This is a genomic window from Pseudomonas sp. BNK-44-b (assembly GCF_047456245.1).
GTDB classification, from domain to species: domain Bacteria; phylum Pseudomonadota; class Gammaproteobacteria; order Pseudomonadales; family Pseudomonadaceae; genus Aquipseudomonas; species Aquipseudomonas machongensis.
The window spans coordinates 955,798-979,879 of record NZ_CP179908.1; the positions used below are offsets into that span (position 1 = coordinate 955,798).

The 24,082-nt window shown below is 63.1% G+C and carries 25 protein-coding genes and 1 pseudogene; 12 read left to right on the forward strand and 14 right to left on the reverse strand.

Annotated features, from left to right (window positions below; genetic code table 11):
* Nucleotides 1–212: 212 nt before the first annotated feature.
* Nucleotides 213–386 (forward strand): hypothetical protein, encoded by a 174-nt coding sequence (locus ACMGGG_RS04615; protein WP_414154957.1) that lies wholly within the window; start codon nucleotides 213–215, stop codon nucleotides 384–386.
* Nucleotides 387–636: 250 nt separating this feature from the next.
* Here the strand turns inward: ACMGGG_RS04615 and ACMGGG_RS04620 are convergent, their stop codons facing one another.
* Nucleotides 637–1,668, reverse strand: a complete 1,032-nt coding sequence (locus ACMGGG_RS04620; RefSeq protein WP_414154958.1) for a D-cysteine desulfhydrase family protein — start codon at nucleotides 1,666–1,668, stop codon at nucleotides 637–639.
* A gap of 101 nt (nucleotides 1,669–1,769) precedes the next feature.
* Here ACMGGG_RS04620 and ACMGGG_RS04625 point away from each other — a divergent pair, with 101 nt between their 5' ends.
* Together ACMGGG_RS04625 and ACMGGG_RS04630 are read left to right on the forward strand one after the other, a co-directional pair.
* The gene (locus ACMGGG_RS04625) at nucleotides 1,770–2,651 is read left to right on the forward strand and encodes a LysR substrate-binding domain-containing protein (protein ID WP_414154959.1); all 882 of its coding nucleotides are present in this window, start codon (nucleotides 1,770–1,772) and stop codon (nucleotides 2,649–2,651) included.
* Between the two features lie 46 nt (nucleotides 2,652–2,697).
* A pseudogene (locus tag ACMGGG_RS04630) lies at nucleotides 2,698–2,847 on the forward strand (IS630 family transposase); the annotation flags it as partial.
* 117 nt (nucleotides 2,848–2,964) lie between these two features.
* Here ACMGGG_RS04630 and ACMGGG_RS04635 read toward each other — a convergent pair.
* The 4 genes from ACMGGG_RS04635 to ACMGGG_RS04650 all read right to left on the reverse strand — a co-directional run bounded on the left by ACMGGG_RS04635 (nucleotide 2,965) and on the right by ACMGGG_RS04650 (nucleotide 8,877).
* Nucleotides 2,965–3,492 (reverse strand): Bro-N domain-containing protein, encoded by a 528-nt coding sequence (locus ACMGGG_RS04635; protein WP_414154960.1) that lies wholly within the window; start codon nucleotides 3,490–3,492, stop codon nucleotides 2,965–2,967.
* 406 nt (nucleotides 3,493–3,898) lie between these two features.
* Nucleotides 3,899–4,123, reverse strand: coding sequence for a DUF2188 domain-containing protein (locus ACMGGG_RS04640; RefSeq protein WP_414154961.1), 225 nt, complete (start codon nucleotides 4,121–4,123; stop codon nucleotides 3,899–3,901).
* A gap of 387 nt (nucleotides 4,124–4,510) precedes the next feature.
* The gene (locus tag ACMGGG_RS04645; protein ID WP_054892954.1) at nucleotides 4,511–5,761 is read right to left on the reverse strand and encodes a ribonucleotide-diphosphate reductase subunit beta; all 1,251 of its coding nucleotides are present in this window, start codon (nucleotides 5,759–5,761) and stop codon (nucleotides 4,511–4,513) included.
* Between the two features lie 236 nt (nucleotides 5,762–5,997).
* A complete protein-coding gene (locus ACMGGG_RS04650; protein WP_054892920.1) occupies nucleotides 5,998–8,877 on the reverse strand; it encodes a ribonucleoside-diphosphate reductase subunit alpha in 2,880 nt (959 codons plus the stop codon).
* A gap of 704 nt (nucleotides 8,878–9,581) precedes the next feature.
* Between ACMGGG_RS04650 and ACMGGG_RS04655 the strand changes: the two genes are divergently transcribed.
* Nucleotides 9,582–10,283, forward strand: coding sequence for a response regulator transcription factor (locus tag ACMGGG_RS04655; protein WP_054892919.1), 702 nt, complete (start codon nucleotides 9,582–9,584; stop codon nucleotides 10,281–10,283).
* Entirely contained in the window at nucleotides 10,280–11,884 is a 1,605-nt protein-coding gene (locus ACMGGG_RS04660) for an ATP-binding protein (RefSeq protein WP_414154962.1), read from the forward strand. Before ACMGGG_RS04655 ends, ACMGGG_RS04660 begins: the two co-directional genes overlap by 4 nt.
* Before the next feature lie 3 nt (nucleotides 11,885–11,887).
* Here the strand turns inward: ACMGGG_RS04660 and ACMGGG_RS04665 are convergent, their stop codons facing one another.
* Nucleotides 11,888–12,589, reverse strand: a complete 702-nt coding sequence (locus ACMGGG_RS04665) for a 4'-phosphopantetheinyl transferase family protein (RefSeq protein ID WP_112897665.1) — start codon at nucleotides 12,587–12,589, stop codon at nucleotides 11,888–11,890.
* A gap of 83 nt (nucleotides 12,590–12,672) precedes the next feature.
* Nucleotides 12,673–13,464: a dienelactone hydrolase family protein gene (locus ACMGGG_RS04670; RefSeq protein ID WP_054892916.1), complete on the reverse strand. Its 792-nt coding sequence runs from the start codon at nucleotides 13,462–13,464 to the stop codon at nucleotides 12,673–12,675.
* 136 nt (nucleotides 13,465–13,600) lie between these two features.
* Between ACMGGG_RS04670 and ACMGGG_RS04675 the strand changes: the two genes are divergently transcribed.
* The 4 genes from ACMGGG_RS04675 to ACMGGG_RS04690 all read left to right on the forward strand — a co-directional run bounded on the left by ACMGGG_RS04675 (nucleotide 13,601) and on the right by ACMGGG_RS04690 (nucleotide 18,043).
* Nucleotides 13,601–14,206, forward strand: a complete 606-nt coding sequence (locus ACMGGG_RS04675; RefSeq protein ID WP_153774378.1) for an outer membrane protein — start codon at nucleotides 13,601–13,603, stop codon at nucleotides 14,204–14,206.
* Nucleotides 14,207–14,314: 108 nt separating this feature from the next.
* On the forward strand, nucleotides 14,315–14,992 hold the full coding sequence (locus tag ACMGGG_RS04680; protein ID WP_054892914.1) for a response regulator: 678 nt from the start codon (nucleotides 14,315–14,317) through the stop codon (nucleotides 14,990–14,992).
* A complete protein-coding gene (locus ACMGGG_RS04685; protein WP_054892913.1) occupies nucleotides 14,989–16,335 on the forward strand; it encodes an ATP-binding protein in 1,347 nt (448 codons plus the stop codon). The genes ACMGGG_RS04680 and ACMGGG_RS04685 overlap by 4 nt, the downstream gene beginning before the upstream one ends.
* A 382-nt stretch (nucleotides 16,336–16,717) precedes the next feature.
* Nucleotides 16,718–18,043 carry a dicarboxylate/amino acid:cation symporter gene (locus ACMGGG_RS04690; protein WP_054892912.1) on the forward strand — a complete coding sequence of 442 codons (1,326 nt, stop codon included), beginning with the start codon at nucleotides 16,718–16,720 and terminating at the stop codon, nucleotides 18,041–18,043.
* A gap of 95 nt (nucleotides 18,044–18,138) precedes the next feature.
* Here the strand turns inward: ACMGGG_RS04690 and ACMGGG_RS04695 are convergent, their stop codons facing one another.
* Both ACMGGG_RS04695 and ACMGGG_RS04700 read right to left on the reverse strand, forming a co-directional pair.
* On the reverse strand, nucleotides 18,139–18,633 hold the full coding sequence (locus tag ACMGGG_RS04695; protein WP_054892911.1) for a SprT family zinc-dependent metalloprotease: 495 nt from the start codon (nucleotides 18,631–18,633) through the stop codon (nucleotides 18,139–18,141).
* Nucleotides 18,634–18,760: 127 nt separating this feature from the next.
* Complete coding sequence (locus tag ACMGGG_RS04700; protein WP_054892910.1) at nucleotides 18,761–19,360, reverse strand: Yip1 family protein; 600 nt, start codon at nucleotides 19,358–19,360, stop codon at nucleotides 18,761–18,763.
* 251 nt (nucleotides 19,361–19,611) lie between these two features.
* On the opposite strand from ACMGGG_RS04700, the gene ttcA reads away from it, so the two are divergent.
* Both ttcA and ACMGGG_RS04710 read left to right on the forward strand, forming a co-directional pair.
* Nucleotides 19,612–20,436 carry a tRNA 2-thiocytidine(32) synthetase TtcA gene (gene ttcA / locus ACMGGG_RS04705; protein ID WP_054892909.1) on the forward strand — a complete coding sequence of 275 codons (825 nt, stop codon included), beginning with the start codon at nucleotides 19,612–19,614 and terminating at the stop codon, nucleotides 20,434–20,436.
* 4 nt (nucleotides 20,437–20,440) lie between these two features.
* Nucleotides 20,441–21,112: a DNA-3-methyladenine glycosylase I gene (locus ACMGGG_RS04710; RefSeq protein ID WP_054892908.1), complete on the forward strand. Its 672-nt coding sequence runs from the start codon at nucleotides 20,441–20,443 to the stop codon at nucleotides 21,110–21,112.
* Between the two features lie 52 nt (nucleotides 21,113–21,164).
* Here ACMGGG_RS04710 and ACMGGG_RS04715 read toward each other — a convergent pair whose 3' ends face one another.
* From ACMGGG_RS04715 to arsC, 3 genes are read right to left on the reverse strand one after another with little or no spacing between them, the layout of a single operon-like run.
* Entirely contained in the window at nucleotides 21,165–21,578 is a 414-nt protein-coding gene (locus ACMGGG_RS04715) for a DUF2069 domain-containing protein (protein WP_414154963.1), read from the reverse strand.
* Nucleotides 21,571–22,176: an NAD(P)H:quinone oxidoreductase gene (wrbA, locus tag ACMGGG_RS04720; RefSeq protein ID WP_063543569.1), complete on the reverse strand. Its 606-nt coding sequence runs from the start codon at nucleotides 22,174–22,176 to the stop codon at nucleotides 21,571–21,573. Before wrbA ends, ACMGGG_RS04715 begins: the two co-directional genes overlap by 8 nt.
* Nucleotides 22,173–22,526 carry an arsenate reductase (glutaredoxin) gene (arsC, locus tag ACMGGG_RS04725; protein ID WP_414154964.1) on the reverse strand — a complete coding sequence of 118 codons (354 nt, stop codon included), beginning with the start codon at nucleotides 22,524–22,526 and terminating at the stop codon, nucleotides 22,173–22,175. Before arsC ends, wrbA begins: the two co-directional genes overlap by 4 nt.
* A gap of 87 nt (nucleotides 22,527–22,613) precedes the next feature.
* On the opposite strand from arsC, the gene ACMGGG_RS04730 reads away from it, so the two are divergent.
* Nucleotides 22,614–23,081, forward strand: coding sequence for a TlpA disulfide reductase family protein (locus tag ACMGGG_RS04730; RefSeq protein ID WP_112897668.1), 468 nt, complete (start codon nucleotides 22,614–22,616; stop codon nucleotides 23,079–23,081).
* A 140-nt stretch (nucleotides 23,082–23,221) separates the two neighbouring features.
* On the opposite strand, the gene ACMGGG_RS04735 is transcribed toward ACMGGG_RS04730, so the two are convergent.
* Together ACMGGG_RS04735 and ACMGGG_RS04740 are read right to left on the reverse strand one after the other, a co-directional pair.
* Entirely contained in the window at nucleotides 23,222–23,626 is a 405-nt protein-coding gene (locus ACMGGG_RS04735; RefSeq protein ID WP_063543575.1) for an META domain-containing protein, read from the reverse strand.
* Complete coding sequence (locus tag ACMGGG_RS04740) at nucleotides 23,623–24,060, reverse strand: hypothetical protein (protein WP_414154965.1); 438 nt, start codon at nucleotides 24,058–24,060, stop codon at nucleotides 23,623–23,625. Before ACMGGG_RS04740 ends, ACMGGG_RS04735 begins: the two co-directional genes overlap by 4 nt.
* Nucleotides 24,061–24,082: the final 22 nt, after the last annotated feature.

The window sequence follows — 24,082 nt, forward strand, 5'->3', positions numbered from 1 at the left end:
CCGTGGCCGCACACGGCGCGGCCCAATCACTTCGAACGGCTCAGCCTCGGGTACTCGTTGTGCGCATGCTCTGCGTCAACCCCGCGCCTGTGCCGCTTCGAAGCATCCCGATCCACACCAGCGACAGTACGATCGCCAGTCGACGGACAGCCGATACCGCGGTCTTTATCAAAGATCTGGATGGGAATCACAACGATCGCCAGCCGTAGCATTTGGCGCAGAGCCTGTTGCTCCACGGGCTGCGTGCGGTGGACGAAAGCGAAGGCTTGCCGCCGCTGGCGACGGCACGTTTCCACGCCTTCACCGGCAAGCCCACGCCGATGACCCGCGCCCTGGTCGATGCCGTGCGCGAGGTGGGGCGCAGGCGCCGTTTTGCCAGCGACTGACGCGCATCATCGCCGGGCGTTGCGGGGCGCTGGAGAAATCCCTGGCTGTCGAGCTGCACTTGGACGATGCGCACCATCAAGCCTCCTGCCAGCGGCAGGAGCAGGCCGATGAAGAAGCGGAACCGCCCAATGGGTCGCATTGGGGCGTCGTATTGCGTGCAGAGGGAGGTATCAGCACGCCCCCGGCGATGCCGGGGAGTGAGATGCTTATTGGAATGGGGGACGTGCGGGCGGGGAGTCAGCGAGTCGATCAGGCGTCTTGCAGGGCATCGCGATAGGCGAACAACCCAGGTGTTCCGCCGGTCATGACGAACAGCAGGTTGTCGCCGCGCACATAGCGGTCGCTCTGCAGGTCGGCGATCAAGCCGGCGAATGCCTTGCCGGAATACACCGGGTCCAGCAGCAAGCCTTGATGGCGGGCCATCAGGCGCAGGGCATCGAGCATCTCGGGAGTCGGTAGCCCATAGCCTTTGCCAAGGTAATTGCCATCCACCTCGATGTCGTGCGCTTCGATGTCGGCTGGCAGGCCGAGCAGGGTTTGGACATGGTGTGACAAATCCAAGGTCTGGCGTTGTGCAGTGCTCGCGTCTGCCAGTACCGCGTAGGACTTCACCAGGTTGGCGCCACGTCCGAGAGCGGCGAATCCTGCACTGAGGCCGGCATGGGTGCCGGAGCTTCCGTTGGCCGTGAACACCCGCGTGAACTGCAGGGCCAGGGCCTGCTCCTGCTCGGCGATTTCCTGTGCGGCCCTGACATACCCCAGGCAGCCCAGGGCGGTAGAGCCGCCGGTAGGGATCACCTTGACCTTGTGGCCCGCCTTCTCCAACTGCGCTGCCCGCAGTTCGGCCGAATGCAGCGCGCTGATCCCGTCGGGGCTGATATGCACCCTGGCGCCAAAGAGCTCGTCCAGCAGCACATTGCCGCTGTGCTCGTATTCTTCACCCTCCTTGGCGACTGCCCGCGACAACACCAGTTCGCAGGGCAGGCCCAGTGATGCGCAGGCCGCCGCGGTCAACCTCGCGTGGTTGGACTGCAGGCCTCCGACGGTGATGACATGCTCGATGCCGTCATGCAGGGCTGCGCCCAGTAGAAACTCGAGTTTCCTCAGCTTGTTGCCACCGCCACCGAGCGCCATGAAGTCGTCCCGCTTGGCGAACAGACGGATACCACGCACCTCGAGCCCTAAGATCTGTTCTAGCGCGACGAGGCGTTGAATGGGCGTGGCCTGTTCAATCAAGCACGTGCGTGGGAACTGTTTGAGCTGTGAGATGAGCGTCCTCATGATGAAGCACCGTGGTTGTGAGTTGACGACGACACGTTATTGGAAAATTATTTGTTAATAAATAAAGGTTTTGTTCATTTAATTTTAACTGAGAGTTAAATATGGATCGTCTGCGCGCAATGGAAGTCTTCGTCACCGTGGTGGAGCAAGGCAGCTTCAGCGCGGCTGCCGAGCACCTGCGGCTGTCGACCGTGATGGTCAGCAAATACATCCGGGGGTTGGAAGAAGCGCTGCAGGTGGAGTTGATTCAGCGCAGTACCCGGCGCATGCGCGTCACCGAGGCGGGAAGGGTGTTCCATGAAGAGTCTCGCCAGGCGCTGGAGCAGGTGCGCCGGGCCTACGAGCAAGTCGAGAGCTTGCAGAAGGCACCCAGCGGCCTGCTGCGAATCAGTGCACCGATGACCTTGGGCTCGGCGCTGGTGGCGCCGATCGTGGCGCAGTTTCTGCGTGATCATCCGCAGATGCGCGTCGATCTGGTCCTGAGCAACAGTGTAGTCGACCTCATGGCCGAGGGTTTCGACCTGGCGTTTCGTATCGGCGAGCTGGGAGATGTCGATCTGGTCGCCAAGCCGCTGCGCCCCTATCGCATGGTGATCTGTGCGGCCCCGGCCTATCTGGACGAACAGGGTTGGCCCACGGTGCCGGCCGATCTCGGCAAGCACCGCTTGCTTGTCCATTCCAGTTGGACCCATCGCTTTAGCTGGCCGCTGCAGGACGCTGGGCGTGAATACTCCTGGCCGGAACACTGGACGCTCAAGAGCAACGACGGCCAGGCGCTGCGCCTGGCTGCGATCAGTGGCAACGGCATCCTCATGCAGCCGGAATTCCTGGTCGCCGATGACCTGCGCGAGGGGCGGTTGGTCTCGTTGCTCGAACCCTTCCTGCCGGCGACTCGCCCGGTCAATCTGGTCTACCTGCGCCAGCGCAGCGCATTGTCCAAACTCGACGCCTTCGTGCGGTTTGTGATGCAGCGCGCTGGCTAGCTGTAGTTGGCTTTGAACGTTCCATTGTCGGTGCTGTGGTAGTTGACTGAAGCGTCGCCATAGAAGTACGGAGTTTCTCACTTTCCTCAAAGAAGTAGACGCCAAAGTACCAGAGGAAATGCCTGTTCACCTGGTAATGGACAACTACGCGATACTCAAGACCGACAAGGTGAAAGCGTGGTTGGCAGCGTTTCCGTGCTGTTCAGGATGACACCGGGTTGGCCGGTGTTCGCGGTAGTTCCGAGCCCGGATAAAACCGCTCCAGCAGGGGGGCTGCTGACTTTCAGGCATCTGCGACATGCTGCAAGCCCAGCTAAACCCCATGCAGGCGCAAAGCCCGCTGGGCGCATTCCATCCAGCTCATCCTGCGCTTCACTGCCACGCCAGTCTCATCCCCAGCCAGCACCACCGGCATATCTCGCATCCTCATCCAGGGCTCGCTCTGCCAATAGAGCAATGTCGCCGTCCGCCCTCCAGGCCAGCACATCTGACCCAGTCGCGGCGCTTCATCCCCATTCATCTGCCCGTCACGCAGCACTGCCACAACCTCGTGGGTCAGCCAGCGCCGCAAGTGACGGTTCTCCGGAATGTGATGATGAGCCAGCAGGGTGTAGGCCCCGGACTCGCTGACCATGGCGGTCTTCTGATACTTGCCGTAGCGCAGCAGTTGCACGGTGCGATGCTGGTCCGGGTCGAGCTTGCGGATGCCGTGTTCGTCGAAGAAGCGCCCGGCCATCCGACCGAGTTCGTGGGCGCAGAACCAGGCTTGGGATTCGAGCCAGAGGGTGTGGAGGGGGCGATTGTGGCGGGTGAAGAGAGTGGGGGAGTGGAGGTCAGTCATGGCTGGCCTCCATGGTGTTGGAGGGCTGAATCAGGTGCGCTGCAGGCGTGGTGAGCGTGCGAACGCTTGTCTCGATAGGCATTTCCTTTACCTCTACGTGATTGCCAGTTTTCTTAGGACTGGGCGTCGGGAGTTAAGAAAACCCACGTAGAGGCCGGACGTATTCCCCTTTCGGGTCTTGTATTGGTCCACTCCCGACATAACACGTTTTTTGTGCGCGCAGGATTAGACCACAGGCACAAAAAAACCGCATCTGTCGGGGGCGGAACGACCGCTACGTGAGGCGTTTCTTAGGCGCCGCACGCAAAGGTAGTGATGGGGGCGAAAATCGTCAATCAGATGAGTTGTAGGAGATTTCAGAAATTAAATTGCAGAGGAAGGCTCATCCGTGAGCCTCGGGCATTCATTAGCCCTTAGGTGGGAAGTCGTCGTTTCCGTGGCTGTCTCGTTCGCGAATCTGCCCGTTCCGACCGTGGATTAGAAGCTCACTTTCTTGGTTGCGGGCGATTGACCGTCCGTAATCAATGGCCTCGCGTTGAGTGTCAAACTCTTTGGTTACCTTCGAGTTCCCTGCTCCCCGTACAGCCCATCCGCCGTCATGAGGTACAACGTGTTGATTCTTGCCGCTCATAGATAGAGCTCCATGATTATGGGCATTTAGCCCGATGAGTTTACTGGTTCCTTTGTCCGCGCCTGAGCGCGTTCACCGGCCACAGGTTTCAAAGGTCCACGCTGCCGTGGCGGCCGCAAAGACCGTTTTTGCGATATCTCCGACATGAGGCCGTTGAAACCGTCTGTAAGTCATCTATAATCACGGGCCGCATTACCCAATGCTTCGTGATATGGAAACTTCAGTCACGGCCCGTACGCTGGGCTTCGTTCAGCTATACGGTTAAGAACCCACGCTGGCATGTGACGGTTGCAGCCGTCGCTATCGCTAGCGTGGGTTTTTTATTTATCGGTGTTTCCCCTTACTCGGTGGAAAGGGCCAGTAGTCCTCTGGCCCTAATGGGGTCGATCAATCCCAGCTCAGAGCACCACCAGTCTGATACTCGATCACGCGCGTCTCGAAGAAGTTCTTCTCTTTCTTCAAGTCCATGATCTCGCTCATCCAAGGGAACGGGTTGGTCGTCCCTGGATACTCTTCCTTCAGACCAATCTGGGTCAGGCGACGGTTAGCGATGAACTTGAGGTAATCTTCCATCATCGCCGCGTTCATCCCCAGCACGCCGCGAGGCATGGTGTCGCGGGCGTATTCGATCTCCAGCTGGGTCCCTTGCAGGATCATCTGGGTCGCTTCTTCCTTCATCGCCGCATCCCACAGGTGCGGGTTCTCGATCTTGATCTGGTTGATCACGTCGATACCGAAGTTCAAGTGCATCGACTCGTCGCGCAGGATGTACTGGAACTGCTCGGCGACGCCGGTCATCTTGTTGCGGCGGCCCATCGACAGGATCTGGGTGAAGCCGCAGTAGAAGAAGATGCCTTCCAGTACGCAGTAGTAGGCGATCAGGTTGCGCAGCAGCTCTTTGTCGGTTTCGACGGTGCCGGTGTTGAACTCCGGATCCGAGATGGCGCGGGTGTACTTCAGGCCCCAGGCGGCTTTCTTCGCGACCGACGGGATCTCGTGGTACATGTTGAAGATCTCGCCTTCATCCATGCCCAGCGACTCGATGCAGTACTGGTAGGCGTGGGTGTGGATCGCCTCTTCGAAGGCCTGGCGCAGGATGTACTGGCGGCACTCGGGGTTGGTGATCAGGCGGTACACGGCCAGGGCCAGGTTGTTGGCAACCAGCGAGTCGGCGGTGGAGAAGAAGCCGAGGTTGCGCATCACGATGCGGCGCTCGTCTTCGGTCAGGCCGTCCATGCTCTTCCACAGGGCGATGTCGGCGGTCATGTTGACCTCTTGCGGCATCCAGTGGTTGGCGCAGCCGTCGAGGTACTTCTGCCAGGCCCAGTCGTACTTGAAAGGCACGAGCTGGTTGAGGTCGGCGCGGCAGTTGATCATGCGCTTCTCGTCGACCGCGACGCGGGCCGAGGAGCCTTCGAGCTCGGCCAGGCCTTCGGCGACGTCGAGGGCGTCGAGGGCAGCCTTGGCGCGCTTGACCGCGTCGGAGTCGGTCGCGGTGGCGGCGCGGGCTTCCAGGGCGGCGGCACCGCCGGCGCTGTCGAGCTTGTCGAGGGTGGCGCTGGCATTGGCCTGCGCAGGGGTGTTGCCTTTGGCGGCGACTTCGCCGTCTTCCTTATCGAATTCGTCCCAGCTCAGCATGGTGAGGTTCTCCTGCTTGAGGGCCATCTATGGAGTATGGCCGGTGGATCTTGGTTGCGGTGCGGTGCACGCAAATCGGAAGCGCCCTTTGAGGGCTGGCCGCTGCACTGGGCAGCGGCTTTTTATGTCTGTCTGCAGGAGAGGTGGTGGCCTCTTCGCGGGTAAACCCGCTCCTACAGGGTGCTGTGCTGTGGCACAGAAAGTTGAGGCTTCCCGGGGGAAGCCTCAGCCAAGCCTTACTGGCAGGCTTCGCAATCCGGCTCGTCGATGGCGCAGGCCTTCGGTACCGGGGCTGGGCCCGCGGCCTGGACCGGGGCGCTGTCGCCGCCGCTGGAAACGGCGTTGAGCTTGCCGGTGTTGATGGTCGACTTCTCGGTGCTGGTCGCGGCCAGGGCACGGAGGTAGTAGGTGGTCTTCAGACCACGGTACCAGGCCATGCGGTAGGTGACGTCCAGCTTCTTGCCCGAAGCGCCGGCGATGTACAGGTTCAGCGACTGGGCCTGGTCGATCCACTTCTGGCGACGCGAGGCGGCATCGACGATCCACTTGGTGTCGACTTCGAACGCGGTGGCGTACAGGTCCTTCAGCTCTTGCGGGATACGCTCGATCTGCTGCACCGAACCGTCGTAGTACTTCAGGTCGTTGATCATGACCGAGTCCCACAGGCCACGTGCCTTCAGGTCGCGGACCAGGTACGGGTTGATCACGGTGAACTCGCCCGACAGGTTCGATTTGACGTACAGGTTCTGGTACGTCGGCTCGATCGACTGCGACACGCCGGTGATGTTGGCGATGGTTGCGGTCGGCGCGATGGCCATGATGTTCGAGTTGCGGATGCCTTTCTGTACGCGCTCGCGGACCGGAGCCCAGTCCAGCGACTCTTCCAGGTTGACGTCGATGTACTTGGCGCCACGGGCCTCGATCAGGATCTGTTGCGAGTCCAGCGGCAGGATGCCCTTGGACCACAGCGAACCCTGGAAGGTCTCGTAGGAGCCGCGCTCATCGGCCAGGTCGCACGAGGCCTGGATGGCGTAGTAGCTGACCGCTTCCATCGACTTGTCGGCGAACTCGACGGCAGCGTCCGAGCCGTACGGGATGTGCTGCAGGTACAGCGCGTCCTGGAAGCCCATGATCCCCAGGCCGACCGGGCGGTGCTTGAAGTTCGAGTTCTGTGCCTGCGGCACCGAGTAGTAGTTGATGTCGATCACGTTGTCGAGCATGCGCACGGCGGTCTTGACGGTACGCGCCAGTTTCGCGGTGTCCAGCTTGCCATCGACGATGTGGTTCGGCAGGTTGATCGAACCCAGGTTGCACACGGCGATTTCATCGGCGTTGGTGTTCAGGGTGATCTCGGTGCACAGGTTCGAGCTGTGGACCACGCCCACGTGCTGCTGCGGCGAACGCAGGTTGCACGGGTCCTTGAAGGTCAGCCATGGGTGGCCGGTCTCGAACAGCATCGACAGCATCTTGCGCCACAGGTCTTTGGCCTGGATGGTCTTGAACACCTTGATCTTGTTGTACTCGGTCAGGGCTTCGTAGTACTCGTAGCGCTCTTCGAAGGCCTTGCCGGTCAGGTCGTGCAGATCAGGAACTTCGCTTGGCGAGAACAGGGTCCACTTGCCGTCGTCGAAGACGCGCTTCATGAACAGGTCCGGGATCCAGTTGGCGGTGTTCATGTCGTGGGTACGGCGACGGTCGTCACCGGTGTTCTTGCGCAGCTCGAGGAATTCCTCGATGTCCAGGTGCCAGGTTTCCAGGTAGGCACAGACCGCGCCCTTGCGCTTGCCGCCCTGGTTGACCGCAACGGCGGTGTCGTTGACCACTTTCAGGAACGGCACGACGCCTTGCGACTTGCCGTTGGTGCCCTTGATGTACGAGCCCAGGGCGCGTACCGGGGTCCAGTCGTTGCCCAGGCCGCCAGCGAATTTGGACAGCATGGCGTTGTCGTGGATGGCCTTGTAGATGCCCGACAGGTCGTCCGGAACGGTGGTCAGGTAGCAGCTGGACAGCTGCGGACGCAGGGTGCCGGCGTTGAACAGGGTCGGGGTCGAGGCCATGTAGTCGAACGACGACAACAGGTTGTAGAACTCGATCGCACGGGCTTCGCGGTCTTTCTCCTGCAGCGCCAGGCCCATGGCGACGCGCATGAAGAACACCTGCGGCAGCTCGAAGCGCACGCCATCCTTGTGGATGAAGTAGCGGTCGTAGAGGGTCTGCAGGCCCAGGTAGGTGAACTGCTGGTCACGCTCGTGATTGATGGCCTTGCCCAGGCGCTCCAGGTCGTAGCCCTTCAGTGCGGGGTCGAGCAGCTCGAACTCGACGCCTTTCTCGACGTAGGCCGGCAGGGCCTTGGCGTACAGCTCGGCCATTTCGTGGTGGGTGGCGCTGTCGGCCACGCCCAGGAAGCCCAGGCCTTCGGCGCGCAGGGTGTCCATCAGCAGGCGGGCGGTGACGAACGAGTAGTTCGGCTCGCGCTCGACCAGGGTACGGGCGGTCATCACCAGGGCGGTGTTGACGTCCTTGATGGCCACGCCGTCGTAGAGGTTCTTCAGGGTGTCGCGCTGGATCAGGTCGCCATCGACTTCGGCCAGGCCTTCGCAGGCTTCGCTGATGATGGTGTTCAGGCGTGCCATGTCCAGCGGCGCCAGGCTGCCGTCGGCCAGGGTGATGCGGATGCTTGGGTGCGGCTCGACCACGGCGTCGGTGTGGGCGCGGGTGGCGCGCTCTTTTGCGCGCTGGTCGCGGTAGATCACGTAGTCACGGGCGACTTTCTGCTCGCCGGCGCGCATCAGGGCCAGTTCAACCTGGTCCTGGATTTCTTCGATGTGGATGGTGCCACCCGATGGCATGCGGCGCTTGAACGTGGCAGTGACCTGCTCGGTCAGGCGCGCGACGGTGTCGTGGATGCGCGACGAGGCGGCGGCGGTGCCACCTTCAACTGCAAGGAACGCCTTGGTGATGGCAACGGTGATCTTGTCGTCGGTGTAGGGGACGACAGTGCCGTTGCGCTTGATCACACGCAGTTGGCCCGGAGCGGTCGCAGCCAGATCCTGGTTCGAATCAGCGGCCTGCGGCGCCTTGGCCTGCGGGTTCTCGCGAGTTGTGTCGGTTTGCATGGGTGTCTCCACAGTTTCTATATTGTTCAGGCGCCTTGTGGGCGCCCACCGTTCCATCCATCAGTTCGACCGGCCCGGGCGGGGGATGCCACGCGCACGTGCATCCGCCCGCTCGGGCTTACCGACTTCGGGACAGACTCAGGAATAAGGGGCAATCACTTGCCGCTCCCTGGCCGAAGTCAAAGATTCTGGGTCACGCCCAAAAACTGTTGCTGTCGGGTGCCAGGCGATGCCTGCAACACCCATACCCGAACAAGGCCCTGGCGGGCTTGCCTCGGTCGCGCCTCCGCAGGAGCGGTTTGGCTGCTGAAATCACCGTAAGTTCCGGCTGAAAAAACGCTTGAGTTTCTGCCTGGACTTGTGTTTGTGATTTGGGGCGAAGCCACAACATGTAGTGGTTCGCTGCAATGGGGATACAAGATAATGCGGTATTGGGGCCTTTGCAAGGCGAGCCGCTGTGGATAACTTGTGAGTACTTTGTGTGTGAAAGGTGGGTATTCGCTGTAGGCCTTGTCGCAAGAGGTTTTTGCCGGTTTCAGGCCTGTGACAGAATTTTTCGCGTGGTTGGCAGTGCCTGGGGCGGGACGTAGTATCCGGGGGCTATGTTGCCCTTTGGTGAAGGGCGGCAGCAGCCCCATCGTGGGGCAAGCCTGCAACCACCGTAGCGCACCGACAACAAAAATCATGAACAGAGGTGACCGGCGATGGACCAGCCCAACAACCGCATCCTGATCGTCGAGGATGACCAGCGCCTGGCCGAACTCACAGCCGAATACCTTCAGGCCAATGGCTTCGAGGTGGCGGTGGAGGGCGATGGCGGGCGGGCGGTGCGGCGCATCATCGACAGCCAGCCTGATCTGGTGATCCTCGACCTGATGCTCCCCGGAGAGGATGGCCTGAGCATCTGCCGACGGGTGCGCGGGCAGTTCCCCAACCCCATCCTCATGCTCACCGCGCGCAGTGATGAACTCGACCAGATCCAGGGGCTGGACCTGGGGGCTGACGACTATATCTGCAAACCGGTGCGCCCGCGCCTGCTGCTGGCACGCATCAATGCGCTGTTGCGTCGCAGCGATGCGCCGCAGGGCAAGGGGCACGACCTTAGTTTTGGAGGGCTGCGCATCGACAACCGCCTGCGCGAGGCTTGGCTGGGCGAGCAGCCGATCGATCTGACCGGTGCCGAGTTCGACCTGCTCTGGCTGCTGGCCAGCAACGCCGGGCGGGTGCTGTCGCGCGAGCAGATCTCCACCTCGCTGCGCGGGGTGGGCTATGACGGCCAGGATCGCTCCATCGATGTGCGCATCTCCAAGATTCGCCCCAAGATCGGTGACGATCCCATCCACCCGCGCCTGATCAAGACCCTGCGCAGCAAGGGTTACCTGTTCGTCGGCGATGCCACCCCATGAATTCGATCTTCCTGCGCATCTATGGCGGCATGCTCGCGGTGCTGGTGCTGGTCGCGGTGCTGGGCGTGCTGAGCCTGCACCTGGTCAACGAGGTGCGCGCAGGCCAGCACCGCGAGGGTCTGGCGCAAGGCACCTTCAGCCTGATGGCAGACAACCTGGCGATGCAGAACGAGGTGGAGCGCAAGCGGTCGCTGGTGATCTGGGAACGCTTGCTCGGGGTGCCGCTGGACCTGGCGCCGCTGTCGATGCAGACCCTCGATGCCGGGCAGCGCAGCCGCCTGGCGCGTGGCCTGGTGGTGGTGGAGAAGACCGGCCCGCATGCGGCCAAGGTCTTGCGCCAGGTGGCGCACGAGGATGTGGTGCTGGTCGCGCAGGTCAAGCAGGTCAGCGAGCAGTTGGCCCGTGCCACGCTTTATCTGCTGGCTGACGAACTGGTGCGCTACCCGGTGACCGAGCAGCAGCAGCGGTTGGCACAGATCAGGCAGAGCAAGGGGTTCGGCTTCGACATCGCCCTGCAGCGGATCGAGCGGGTAGGGCTGGACGACGATCAGCGGCGCCGGGTAGAGGAAGGCGACACGGTGATGGCGCTGGGGCGCGATGGTGACTCGATCCGCGTATTCGCCGGTTTGTCCGGTTCGCCATGGGTGCTGGAAATCGGCCCGCTGTACCAGCTCAACCCTTATCCACCGCAATTGTTGATCCTGATCGCCTTTCTCGGCCTGTGCCTGATCGGGTTGGTGGTGTACCTGCTGGTGCGCCAGCTCGAGCGCCGTGTCTCGGGGTTGGAGATGGCGGCCTCGCGCATCGCCCAGGGCAGCCTGGAAACCCGCGTGCCGGCGGGCGATGCGGACTCGGTCGGGCGTCTGGCGGCGGCGTTCAATGGCATGGCCGAGCATTTGCAGCGTTCGCTGAGCATGCAGCGTGAGCTGGTGCGGGCGGTGTCCCACGAATTGCGCACGCCGGTGGCGCGCCTGCGCTTCGGCCTGGAGATGATCGAAAGCGCCAGCACCGAGCAGGCGCGGAGCAAACACCTGGCGGGCATGGACAGCGATATCCAGGACCTGGACCGACTGGTCGACGAGATGCTGACCTACGCGCGCCTGGAGCAGGGCGCGCCGGCCCTGAAGTTCCAGCGCGTCGACTTGGACAGCCTGCTGGATCGGGTGATCGATGAACTGGCGCCGCTACGCGCGGATGTGCGGGTGACTCGCGGGGCGTGTGAGCTGGGCGAAGACCAGTTGGCCTGGGTCGAGGCCGAACCGCGCTACCTGCATCGGGCGCTGCAGAACCTGGTGAGCAATGCCATGCGCCACGCCGAGTCCGAGGTGCGCCTGAGCTTTCAGCTCGGCCAGCAACGTTGCCGCATCGAGGTCGAGGACGACGGTCCGGGGATTCCCGAAGGCGTCTGGGACCGCATCTTCACGCCCTTCACGCGCCTGGATGACAGCCGTACCCGTGCCTCGGGAGGGCATGGCCTGGGCCTGTCGATCGTGCGGCGGATCATCTATTGGCACGGTGGACGGGCGCAGGTGGGGCGCAGCGAGGCGCTGGGTGGCGCCTGCTTCAGTCTGAACTGGCCACGACAGCAGGCGCCGGGGTGAGGCTCAGGCGCTGATCAGGCTGAGCAGGTGGCCGTCCTGCAGGCAGAACTGGCCATCCAGTTCGCGGCCGTGGTGCCACTCGCTCGACAGGTCGGTGAGCAGGCGCAGGCGTGCGTGGCCCGCGGCGTCCCACTCCAGCACTTCGGCGTGTTCGAAGTAGAAGCGCTTGAGGGTCAGGGGGTAGAGGGCCTTGAACAGGCTTTCCTTGAGCGAGAAGGTCAGGGTCACACCGAGGCCGATCCTTGAACGGTCCAGGCGCTGCAACTCGTCGGCGGTGAGGATCTCGCCCGCCAGGCGCTCGGCGCGCTCGTCGTCGAGCAGGCTTTCCTGGTCCAGGCCGATGCCCTGGCAGGCGCCTTCATGGGCGACCACGGCAGCGGCCCAGCCCTGGCCATGGGTGATCGAACCTCGGATGCCGACGGGCCAGACCGGTGAACGGTCTTCGTGGCTGTCCGGAACATAGTCGCGGCCATCCAGACGTTGCAGCGCCGCGCGGGCACAGACCCGGCCGGCCAGGTACTCGGCCTGGCGCTTGGCTACCGAGCGCTGCAGGCTGGGGCTCTGTGCAATACCCGCGCGCTGGAAGTCGTCGGCGGCCAGGCGCTTGGGATCGAAGGCGCAACTGACCAGCACCGCGCCGGGGAGGGGCTGGGGCAGGGGCCAGTGGTGCTGGAGTGGGGTGCAGCAGGTGGGGAGTCTGTCCATGGGCGGTATTGTGCCAGTTCCGGCCCTTTCGCGGGCAAGCCCGCTCCTGCAGGTGCGCAAAGAACTCGTAGGGGCTTGGGCCCCTACTTGAACGCCTGCTTGAAGAACGCCTGCATGTCCTTCCAGGAGCTTTCATCTGCCGCCTTGTCATAGCCGATGTCCGGCCCGCCATGCGCGCCATGGCTCAAGCGGTCCGCATCCGGATTGGTAAAGCCATGCTTGGCCCCGGGAATGCCAACGAACTGCATGTCTGCTCCGGCATCCTTCATTTCTTTCTTGAAGGCTTCGACCTGTTCGGCCGTGACCATGCTGTCGGCCTCGCCATGCTCGACCAGGATCTTCGCCCTGACCACGCCCGGTTTGGCCGGTGTCTGGGTGACCAGCGCGCCGTGGAAACTCACCACACCATCGAGCTTCTCGCCCCGGCGTGCAGCGTCGAGCACTACCTTGCCGCCGAAGCAGTAGCCGACGGCGCCCAGCTGGTGCTTGTTGGTGTTGGGTTGCAGCTTGAGCAGTTCGAGCCCGGCGTCGAAGCGTCGCGCCGCTGCTGCTGGATCCTTGAGCGCTGCCGCCATGAACGCCTGGGCGTCCTGCGGGTGCTCGGTGTGCTTGCCGTCGCCATACATGTCGATGGCCAGCGCGTTGTAGCCCAGCGCCGCGAGGTCGCGGGCGCGGCGCTTGGCGTAGTCGTTCAGCCCCCACCATTCATGCACCACGACCACACCGGGGCGCTTGCCCTCGATGGCGTCGTCGTAGGCGTAGTAGCCGATCAGCGCAGTGCCGTCGGCGTCCTGGTAGCGGATCTCGCGGGTCTGCACCGCCGCCTGGGCGAAGGCGGCGCTGCACATCAGGGCCAGGGCAAGCAGTGAACGCATGAGGGGTTCTCCAGGAAAGATGCAGCCGTATCGGGTTCGTTCAGCCAAGGTTCAGCCGGGGTTCAGGAGCGGTTCAGGGCGCCCTGCTTACTCTAGCCCCCAGACCGAAACAGCGCACCTACTGGAGTAACAAAGCATGAAAGCACTCAACACCCTGATGGTTGCCATGGCTGTTTGCGCAGCTGGCGTTACCGCCACCGCCCAGGCCGACGACACCTTCGCCAGCCTGACCTACGGCCAGACCAGCGACAAGGTCCGCAAGTCCGGCCTGCTGCAACGCAACACCGACAACTTCAACGCTGACGGCATCATCGGCAAGGACAGCACCTGGGGCCTGCGTGTCGGCCAGATCAACGATCAAGGCCGCTACTACCTGACCTACGACAACGTTTCCGGCGATCACAGCGGCGTCAAGCTGCGTCAGGAAAATCTGCTTGGCAGCTACGATGTGTTCCTGCCGATCACCGACACCACCAAGCTGTTCGGCGGTGGCAGCGTGGGCGTCACCAAACTGACCCAGACTTCCTCCGGTTATAGCCGCGACACCGACTATGGCTACGCACTCGGCCTGCAGGCCGGTGTTCTGCAACAGGTCACCGACAATACCTCGGTGGAACTGGGCTACCGTTACCTGACCAGCAATGCCGCCACCGAACTGTCTTCGCACGGTGGCCCGAAGGATGGCACCCTGCGCCTGAAGAGCAGCGCCCAGACCTACCTCGCCGCCAGCTACAAGTTCTAAGGTCGAGGCTCATCGAACCGGCAGGGGTTTCCCGTGCCGGTTCGCTGTTATGCTGTGCCGGCCCTGATCGCTCGGCGATTCGGGAGATTTAGACAAAGGAGATGCGGCATGAAATTGCTGGTGGTCGAGGACGAGGCGCTACTGCGCCATCACCTGTATACGCGTCTTGGCGAGACCGGGCATGTGGTGCAGGCGGTGGGCGATGCCGAGGAGGCGCTTTACCAGGCCGAGCAGTACAACCATGACCTCGCAGTGATCGACCTGGGCTTGCCAGGCATGAGCGGGCTGGACCTGATCCGCCAGTTGCGCAGCCAGGACAAGACCTTTCCCATCCTGATTCTCACCGCCCGCGGCAACTGGCAGGACAAGGTCGAAGGCCTGGCCGCCGGTGCCGACGACTATGTGGTCAAGCCTTTCCAGTTCGAAGAGCTGGAGGCGCGCCTGAACGCGTTGCTGCGTCGTTCCAGCGGCTTTACCCAGTCGACCATCGCTGCAGGCCCGCTGGTGCTTGACCTCAATCGCAAGCAGGCAACGCTGGACGAGCAGCCGCTGGCGCTCACCGCCTATGAATACCGGATTCTCGAATACCTCATGCGCCATCACCAGCAGGTGGTGGCCAAGGACCGTCTGATGGAGCAGCTCTACCCGGACGACGAGGAGCGCGATCCCAACGTCATCGAAGTATTGGTCGGCCGCCTGCGCCGCAAGCTCGAGGGCGACAACGGTTTCAAACCCATCGACACCGTGCGCGGCCTGGGCTACCTGTTCACCGAGCGCTGCCGATGATCCGCTCGCTGCGCCTGCGCCTGATGCTGGCCGCAGCGCTGCTGGCCCTGCTGTTCATGCTGGCGCTTTTGCCGGCGCTGCAGAAGGCCTTCAGCCTGGCCCTGCAGGAGTCGATCGAGCAGCGCCTGGCCTCGGATGTCACCACCATGATCTCGGCGGCGCGCATCGAGCATGGGCATCTGCAGATGCCCGAGCTGCTGCCCGACGAGCGCTACAACCTGCCCAACATGGGCCTGCTTGGCTACATCTTCGACCGCGAGGGCCGGCTGGTCTGGCGTTCACGCGCCACCGCCGACAAGCACATCAACTATCAACCCCGCTATGACGGTCGCGGCAACGAATTCGCGCGGATCCGCCAGGACGACGGCGACGAGTTCTTCGTCTATGACGTCGAGGTCAAGCTGCTCGGCGGCAAGAGTGCGGCGTTCAGCATCGTCGCGCTGCAACCTGTGCGCGAGTACCAGCACACCCTCGATGGCCTGCGCGAGAAGCTCTACCTGGGCTTTGGTGCGGCCTTGCTGGCGTTGATGGTGCTGCTCTGGGCCGGCCTGACCTGGGGGCTGCGATCGTTGCGTCGCCTGAGCCGAGAGCTGGACGAGGTGGAAAGTGGCGCCCGTGAAGGGCTGAGCCGTGAGCACCCACGCGAGCTGCTGCGCCTGACCGGCTCGTTGAACCGCCTGCTGCACAGCGAGCGCGAGCAACGTCAGCGTTATCGCGACTCGCTGGATGACCTGGCGCACAGCCTCAAGACTCCGCTGGCGGTACTGCAGGGGGTTGGCGAAAGCATGGGCCAGCGCAGCGACGAGCGCGAGCAGGCGCGGGTGCTGCAAAGCCAGATCGAGCGCATGAGCCAGCAGATCGACTACCAGCTGCAACGTGCCAGCCTGCGCAAGAGTGGCCTGGTGCGGCACAAGGTGCGCCTTGCGCCGGTGCTCGAAAGCCTGTGCAACACGCTGGACAAGGTCTATCGCGACAAGCGTGTCACCGTGACCTTGAGCATTCCCGAGCAGGCGTGGGTGCCGATCGAGGAGGGCGCCCTGCTCGAATTGCTCGGCAACTTGCTGGAGAACGCCTATCGCTTGTGCCTGGGGCAGGTGCGGGTAAGCCTGGAGCAGTTGCCTGGGCAGCAGGTCTTGTGTGTCGAAGATGACGGCCCCGGTGTGCCGCCCGGCCAGCGCATGCGCATTCTGCAGCGCGGCGAGCGCCTGGACAGGCAGCATCCGGGGCAGGGGATCGGGCTTGCGGTCGTCAAGGACATCATCGACAGCTTCGATGCCCGGCTTACGCTGGATGATTCGCCCCTGGGCGGGGCGGCATTCAGGATCGTGTTCAACCTGGAGTGATCTTGCGGCGGGGGCCTCTTTGCGGGCAAGCCCGCTCCTGGATAGCTGATGAATCCAACCCCTGGGGGCTTGCCCGCGAAGCCCCAAGCGTATGCCCGCATCGGGCGGATTCCCGCCATCGTCCTTGTACGAATCTCGCCACCGGGCGGAAATCCGCCAATCCATCCCTGTCGATTCGCCCTGTCCTTGGGCAGAAATTTCCCGAAAACACGGGCCTTGCACCTGATTCGGGCATTTTGGCATCACCCTTGCTAAAGATCTGGCAGAGGCCTGCTCAGGCAGCTCGAACACAACGACAAATCCCTCCAGGTGCAGGAGGGTTCGCGCTTTAGGTGCCTCGCCCTGGGAAGGGTGAAACGGCACACTTGAGGATAATTAAGCCATGACGAAACGTCAGCCGCTGTACAAGTCCCTGTATGTCCAGGTGATCGTTGCAATCACCATCGGCATTCTGCTCGGCCACTACTACCCCGAAACCGGTGTTGCCCTCAAACCCCTGGGTGACGGCTTCGTCAAACTGATCAAGATGGTCATCGCCCCGATCATCTTCTGTACTGTGGTCAGCGGCATCGCCGGCATGCAGAGCATGAAGTCGGTCGGCAAGACCGGCGGCTATGCACTCCTGTACTTCGAGATCGTCTCCACCATCGCCCTGATCATCGGTCTGGTCGTCGTCAACGTGGTTCAGCCTGGCGCTGGCATGCACGTCGACGTCAGCACCCTGAACGCCAGCAGCGTCGCAGCCTACGCCGCCGCCGGTGCACAGCAGACCACCGTCGGCTTCCTGCTCAACGTCATCCCTAACACCGTGGTCGGCGCCTTCGCCAACGGCGACATCCTCCAGGTGCTGATGTTCTCGGTGCTGTTCGGCTTCGCCCTGCACCGCCTGGGCAGCTACGGCAAGCCAGTGCTCGAGCTGATCGACCGCTTCGCCCATGTCATGTTCAACATCATCAACATGATCATGAAGCTGGCGCCGGTCGGTGCCTTCGGTGCCATGGCCTTCACCATCGGCCAGTACGGCGTGGGATCGCTGGTGCAGCTGGGCTACCTGATGGCCTGCTTCTACATCACCTGCCTGGCGTTCATCCTGATCGTCCTCGGCGGTATCTGCCGCGCCCACGGCTTCAGCGTCCTCAAGCTGATCCGTTACATCCGTGAAGAACTGCTGATCGTACTGGGTACTTCCTCCTCGGAATCGGCCCTGCCACGCATGCTGACCAAGATGGAGCGCCTGGGCGCGAAGAAATCCGTGGTTGGCCTGGTGATCCCGACCGGCTACTCGTTCAACCTGGACGGCACCTCGATCTACCTGACCATGGCTGCGGTGTTCATCGCCCAGGCCACCGACACCACCATGGACATCACTCACCAGATCACCCTGCTGCTGGTGCTGCTGGTTGCGTCCAAGGGTGCTGCGGGCGTTACCGGTTCGGGCTTCATCGTCCTGGCCGCCACCCTGTCCGCCGTTGGCCACCTGCCGGTTGCCGGCCTGGCGCTGATCCTCGGTATCGACCGCTTCATGTCCGAAGCCCGTGCCCTGACCAACCTGATCGGCAACGCCGTTGCCACCGTGGTCGTGGCCAAGTGGGTGAAGGAGCTGGACACCGACAAGCTGCAATCGGAACTGGCTTCCGGCGGTGCACCGCTGGTTGAAACCCGTCCGACCGACGACCTGGGCGTTGCTGAAGGCCCGGCTACTCGCTGATAGCGGTTGTAGCGATATGAGAAAGGCGACCTTCGGGTCGCCTTTTTTTATGCTCGGTTTTTGCGGTGATCAGACAGGCCCGCGAATGCATTGGGTCATTCGACGCGTGTCTCGCCGCTGTACACCAGGATCTCCCGGCAGCGCCGGCACAGATAGCGACGTCCCTGGCGCACCAGCTTGTGCCGCTGGGCGCTGAACGCAAAGTCGCTGTCTGCACAGGGGCAGCGGTAGATGTAGCGGGTCGCCACGCGGCGCTGCACCTCATAGTTGTGGCAGCGGTTGGGCGGCAGTTCGTAGACCCCGCGCATGATCAGTTGCCACTCCTCGCCATGGGCCTGGATGCGGTCACCGAACAGTTGATGGGCGATCAGGTGGGCGACTTCATGGGCCACGGTCTGGCGCAGGAAGTCATCCTGGTTCTCGCGGTACAGCTGCAGGTTGAAGCGCAGCAGGTTCTCGTGCAGATGAGCGACACCGGCCTTCTGGCCGCGCAGCTTGAAGCTGACTTCCGGGCGCGGGAAGGGGCGTTTGAAGAAGGTTTCGGCTTGCTGGTAACAGGTTTCGACGCGTTGCTTGAGTAGCTCGGGCATGGCGGGATGATTCTCCTGACGCGCCATTATGCCGCAAGCCCTGCACGCTTGCCGAGCCGCCGGTCAGCACGAAGCCAGAGGCCGCCAAAACGGCGGCCTCTGGCCCGACGCCCCAGTGTTGGTGTTTCTAATTGGTGTAGACCGGCCCCACGCCAAGCCCCCAGATGATCACGGTGGCGGCCATGATCGCCACCAGCACCACCAGGCCCACCGCCAGCACGGAGCTGGAGAACAGGAAGCCTTCGTCGGTGGGGATGTTCATGAAGGTCGGCAGCCCGACATACAGCAGGTAGACCGTGTAGCAGATGGCCGCTGTGCCCAGCAGCATGCCCAGCCACAGGTGAGGGTAGAGCGCCGCCAGGCCGCCGAGGAACAGTGGCGTGGCGGTGTAGGTTGCAAAGGCGATGCACTGTGCCATAGAGGGGTTGGCATCGTAGGTGCGCGCCATCCAGTGGATGAAGGCCCCCATCACCGCCACCCCGGCAAGCATCGCCAGGTAGGACATGACGCTCATCCACAGCGCGCTTTCCATGGTCAGCATCACCGGTGGTCGATCACCGATCACCCAGCCGACCTGGGTGGTGCCGATAAAGGCGGACACCGCCGGAATCGCTGCCAGGATCAGGGTGTGGGTCAGGTACATGTGGCTGATGCTTTCTTCTTCACCGCGAATCTCCCGCCATTCCTGGTCGGGATGGGTAAACAGCCCCAGAACGTGATGGATCATGCCGGTCACTCCTATCGTCGTCGCCAAACGCCCCCCAAGCGGAGCGCCTGTGGCCGAGGCCAGGCAACCGATCAAGCGGTAATATGGCCTTATGTCGCAGTATAGGAAGCAGAACCCGGCACAAACCCGGCTTTTTAGAGCAAATCGCGCTGTCGGCGGCGCTGTTGATTCTTTATCGGAATGGCCTACGCCTGTGCTCGGTTTGTGCGTAAAATAGCCGGCTTTTGTCACACCTCGCGGATCCAAGCGCTATGGGCACCCTCTCGGTCAACCAGAACAAACTGCAAAAACGCCTGCGTCGTCTCGCCGGCGAAGCCATCACCGACTACAACATGATCGAGGATGGCGACAAGGTCATGGTCTGCCTGTCCGGCGGCAAGGACAGCTACACCATGCTCGATGTTCTGCTGCACCTGCAGAAGGTGGCGCCGATTTCGTTCCAGATCGTCGCGGTGAACATGGACCAGAAGCAGCCAGGCTTCCCCGAGCATGTGCTGCCGGCCTACCTCAAGACCCTCGGCGTCGAGTACCACATCGTCGAGAAGGACACTTACTCGGTGGTCAAGGAACTGATCCCCGAAGGCAAGACCACCTGCTCGCTGTGTTCGCGCCTGCGCCGTGGCACGCTGTACACCTTCGCCGACGAGATCGGTGCGACCAAGATGGCGCTCGGCCACCACCGCGACGACATCGTCGAGACCTTCTTCCTCAACATGTTCTTCAACGGCGCGCTCAAGGGCATGCCGCCCAAGCTGCGCGCCGACGATGGCCGCAACGTGGTGATCCGTCCGCTGGCCTACTGCAGCGAGAAGGATATCCAGGCTTACTCGGACATGAAGGAATTCCCGATCATCCCGTGCAACCTGTGCGGTTCGCAGGAGAACCTGCAGCGCCAGGTGGTCAAGGACATGCTGGTGGAGTGGGAGCGCAAGCACCCGGGCCGTACCGAGAGCATCTTCCGCGCCCTGCAGAACGTCGCGCCCTCGCAACTGGCCGACCGCGACCTGTTCGACTTCACCAGCCTGAAGATCGACGAGAGCGCCACTCCGCGCTTCCTCGACGTGCTGAACATCTGACCTCATGCGCGACTATCAGTGGCTGCACGAGTACTGCATCAATCGCTTCGGCTCGGCCAAGGCGCTCGAAGCGTTCCTGCCGCAACCGCGCACGCCGGCGCAGTTGCGCGACATCACTGACGACCGCTACCTGTCGACCCTGGCCCTGCGCGTGTTCCGCGCCGGGCTCAAGCACAGCCTGGTGGACGCCAAGTGGCCGGCGTTCGAGCAGGTGTTCTTCGGTTTCGACCCGGAGAAGGTTGTACTGATGGGCGCCGAGCATCTGGAGCGCCTGATGCAGGACGAGCGCATCATCCGCCACCTGGGCAAGCTCAAGAGCGTGCCGCGCAATGCGCAGATGATCCTCGACGTGACGAAGGAGAAGGGCAGTTTCGGTGCATTTATCGCCGACTGGCCCGAGACCGATATCGTCGGCTTGTGGAAGTACCTGGCCAAGCATGGCAACCAGTTGGGTGGGTTGTCGGCGCCGCGCTTCCTGCGCATGGTCGGCAAGGATACCTTCATCCCCACCGAGGACATGGCAGCAGCCTTGATCGCACAGAAGGTGATCGACAAGCAGCCTACCAGCCAGCGCGACCTGGCGCTGGTGCAGCAGGCGTTCAACCAGTGGCATGAAGAGAGTGGCCGGCCGCTGTGCCAGTTGTCGGTGATGCTGGCGCATACCGTCAATCATTGAGTCCTCGTTGAAGCCATCGCGGGCTTGCCCCGCGATGGCTTCAACGCCAAGCTCAGCTACCTTCCCCGGCCATCCGCCGCTGGAACTGAAACTTCCAGCGCACGTACAGCAACCCGCTGACGAACAACCCCAGGCTCACCAGCACCTCGATCCAGCCAAACAGCGCCCGGGCCGGGTCGAACGCTGCCAGCACGCCCTTGATGAAATAGATGTTCACCACAAAGCAGGTCCAGGCATGCGCCCGGGCGCTGCCGCTGAGCATGCCTGGCAGTAACAGCAGTAGCGGAATCAGCTCGATGGCCAGGATCACTTCGACCCGCGCCCCATGCAGGTCGGCGAACCACAGGTTGTTCACCACCAGCAAGGCGATCAGGCCGAAGAAGCAGGCCAGGCTCAGCGCCCGGGTCAGGCGCAGGCGCGGGGCCAGCCAGTCGAGTGCAGGCAGGACCTTGGGCTTTCTAGCCACGCTCGCCACCCAGGGCCTTGGCCGTGTTGGCCAGGCGTTGGCCGAGCGCCCTGCACAGGGCGATCTCGTGTGGGTCCAGCTCGCGCTTGCCATCGGCACCGGCATGATGGCTTGCGCCGTAGGGCGTGCCGCCGCCACGGGTTTCGAGCAGGGCCGATTCGCTGTAGGGCAGGCCAGTGACCAGCATGCCGTGGTGCATCAGCGGCAGCAGCATCGACAGCAGGGTGGTTTCCTGGCCGCCGTGCAGGCTGGCAGTGGAGGTGAACACCGCCGCAGGCTTGCCGACCAGTTCACCGCCCAGCCACAGGCTGCTGGTGCCGTCGAGGAAGTACTTGAGCGGCGCGGCCATGTTGCCGAAGCGGGTCGGGCTGCCCAAGGCAAGCCCCGCGCAGTGGCGCAGGTCGTCCAGCGTGGCGTAGAGCGCGCCGCTGGCGGGGATGTCCGGCGCCACGGCTTCGCACTCGGTGGAAATTGCCGGCACCGTGCGCAGGCGCGCTTCCAGGCCCGCCATCTCGACACCGCGGGCGATGTGCCGGGCCATCTCGCTGGTGGAGCCGTGGCGGCTGTAGTAGAGGACCAGGATGAATGGATCGTTCACGGCAGGATCTCCAGGACTTTCTCGGGGGGCCGACCGATCACGGCCTTGTCGCCGGCGACCAGGACCGGGCGTTCGATCAATTTCGGATGCTGGACCATGGCGTCGATCAGTTGCGCATCGGTGAGCGCGGGGTTGGCCAGGTCCAGGGCCTTGTATTCGTCTTCGCCGCTGCGCAACAACTGGCGCGCGCCGATGCCGAGCTTGCCAAGCAGCGCCTTGAGCGTGGCGGCGTCGGGCGGGGTTTCGAGATAGCGCACCACGGTCGGGGCCAGGCCGCGTTCTTCCAGCAGTTCAAGGGCACCGCGGGATTTGGAGCAGCGCGGGTTATGATAGAGGGTCAAATCGGTCATGACGGGTCGCATCCAGCTGGGTGTGGCGGCTATTCTAACCGCAGTGATCGACATTTCATGCCTTAAAACTTCGAGAAGGATTGACCCATGGCAAGGCGTTTGGCAGCTGCACTGGCCATCACCGCGAGCCTTTTGCTCGGCGGCTGCGGTGCGGACTACGGCGTGGACCAGCACGGCAATACGGTGAAGGCCGAGCAGATCGACGGGCACTGGCTGGTGCTCAACTACTGGGCCGAGTGGTGCGGACCTTGCCGCACCGAGATCCCCGAACTGAACACGGCGGCCAAGCAATGGTCTGCCCAGGGGATCAAGGTGGTAGGGGTGAACTTCGACGGGCTGCAGGGCGACGACCTCAAGCAGGCCGTGCAGGCCCTGGGCATCGACTTCACCGTGCTGGCCCAGGACCCGGCCGAACGTTACGAGCTGCCTCGCAGCGAAGCACTGCCGGTGACCTACATCATCGACGACAAGGGCAAGGTGCGTGAGCAGTTGCTCGGTGAGCAGACGCTCGAAGGGCTGCAGGCGAAGATCAAGGCGCTCAAGGGCGGCGCCTGACCTGTTGTCGGGGCTGCTTCGCAGCCCATTCGCGGCACGAGGCCGCTCCTACAAGAGCTCCGCAACTTCTGAATACTGCGGTGTTACTTGTGGGAGCGGCCTCGCGCCGCGAATGGGCCGCGCAGCGGCCCCGATGCACTTCAGCCTTCCTCAGGCCAGAAGCGCAGCGGCTTGCCTTCGGCCGGCCAGAAGCGGATCTGCTCGATCGCCGACACATCCCAGCGCTGCACCGTTTCCAGGGCCTGGAGGAAGCGCTGCTCCTGCTCCATCAATGCCGGTGCACACAGCTTGCGGGTCTTGCCGACCTTGCCGAAGCTCAATTTATCGCCGTCCAGGGTATAGCTGGCGAACCAATGGTTGCAGCCCGCATTGCCATAGGCGCGGCCATCATCGGCCAGGGTGAGGGTCAGGTGGCTGTAGTCGATCAGCGGGCGTTCGCCGATCCACTCCAGCACATAGCTGCGCTCCTGCTGCAGTTTGGAAGGCTGCGCCGCGCAGCCGAACAGGCCGCCGAGCAGCGCGGCGCAGATCAACAGGTGTTTCACTGGGCGCTTCCCTGGCAGTTGCGGCACTGGTGACGCTCGCCCTGGCTGCTCCAGCCCAGCTCCGCGATGCGTGCATTGGCGGCGGGCTGGCGGGCCTTCTTGCCGAGCTTGGCATCGACGGCGAATTCGAAGTCGAGCACGGCCTCGCAGCTGTCGCATTTGACCTGCCAGGTGAGGATTTCCAGTTCGTTGAACACCGGGCCGCTGGCCACGGCAACCCACTGGCCGCGCGGGTTGATCAGGTGACGGACGCTCTCGACGGTCAGGCGCATGGACAGGTCCTTGCTGCCTTTGAGCGTCACCAGCAGGACGTCGCCTTTGTGCATCGATCCGCCGTTGCCGGTTACCTGGTAGCGGCCTGGCACCAGCGCGCGGCATTCGATCAGGGTGTGTTGCGGGTTGAAAAGGGTGTAGCGGAAATCGTGCTCGACCATGGGTCCTCCAGAAATGCCGCGT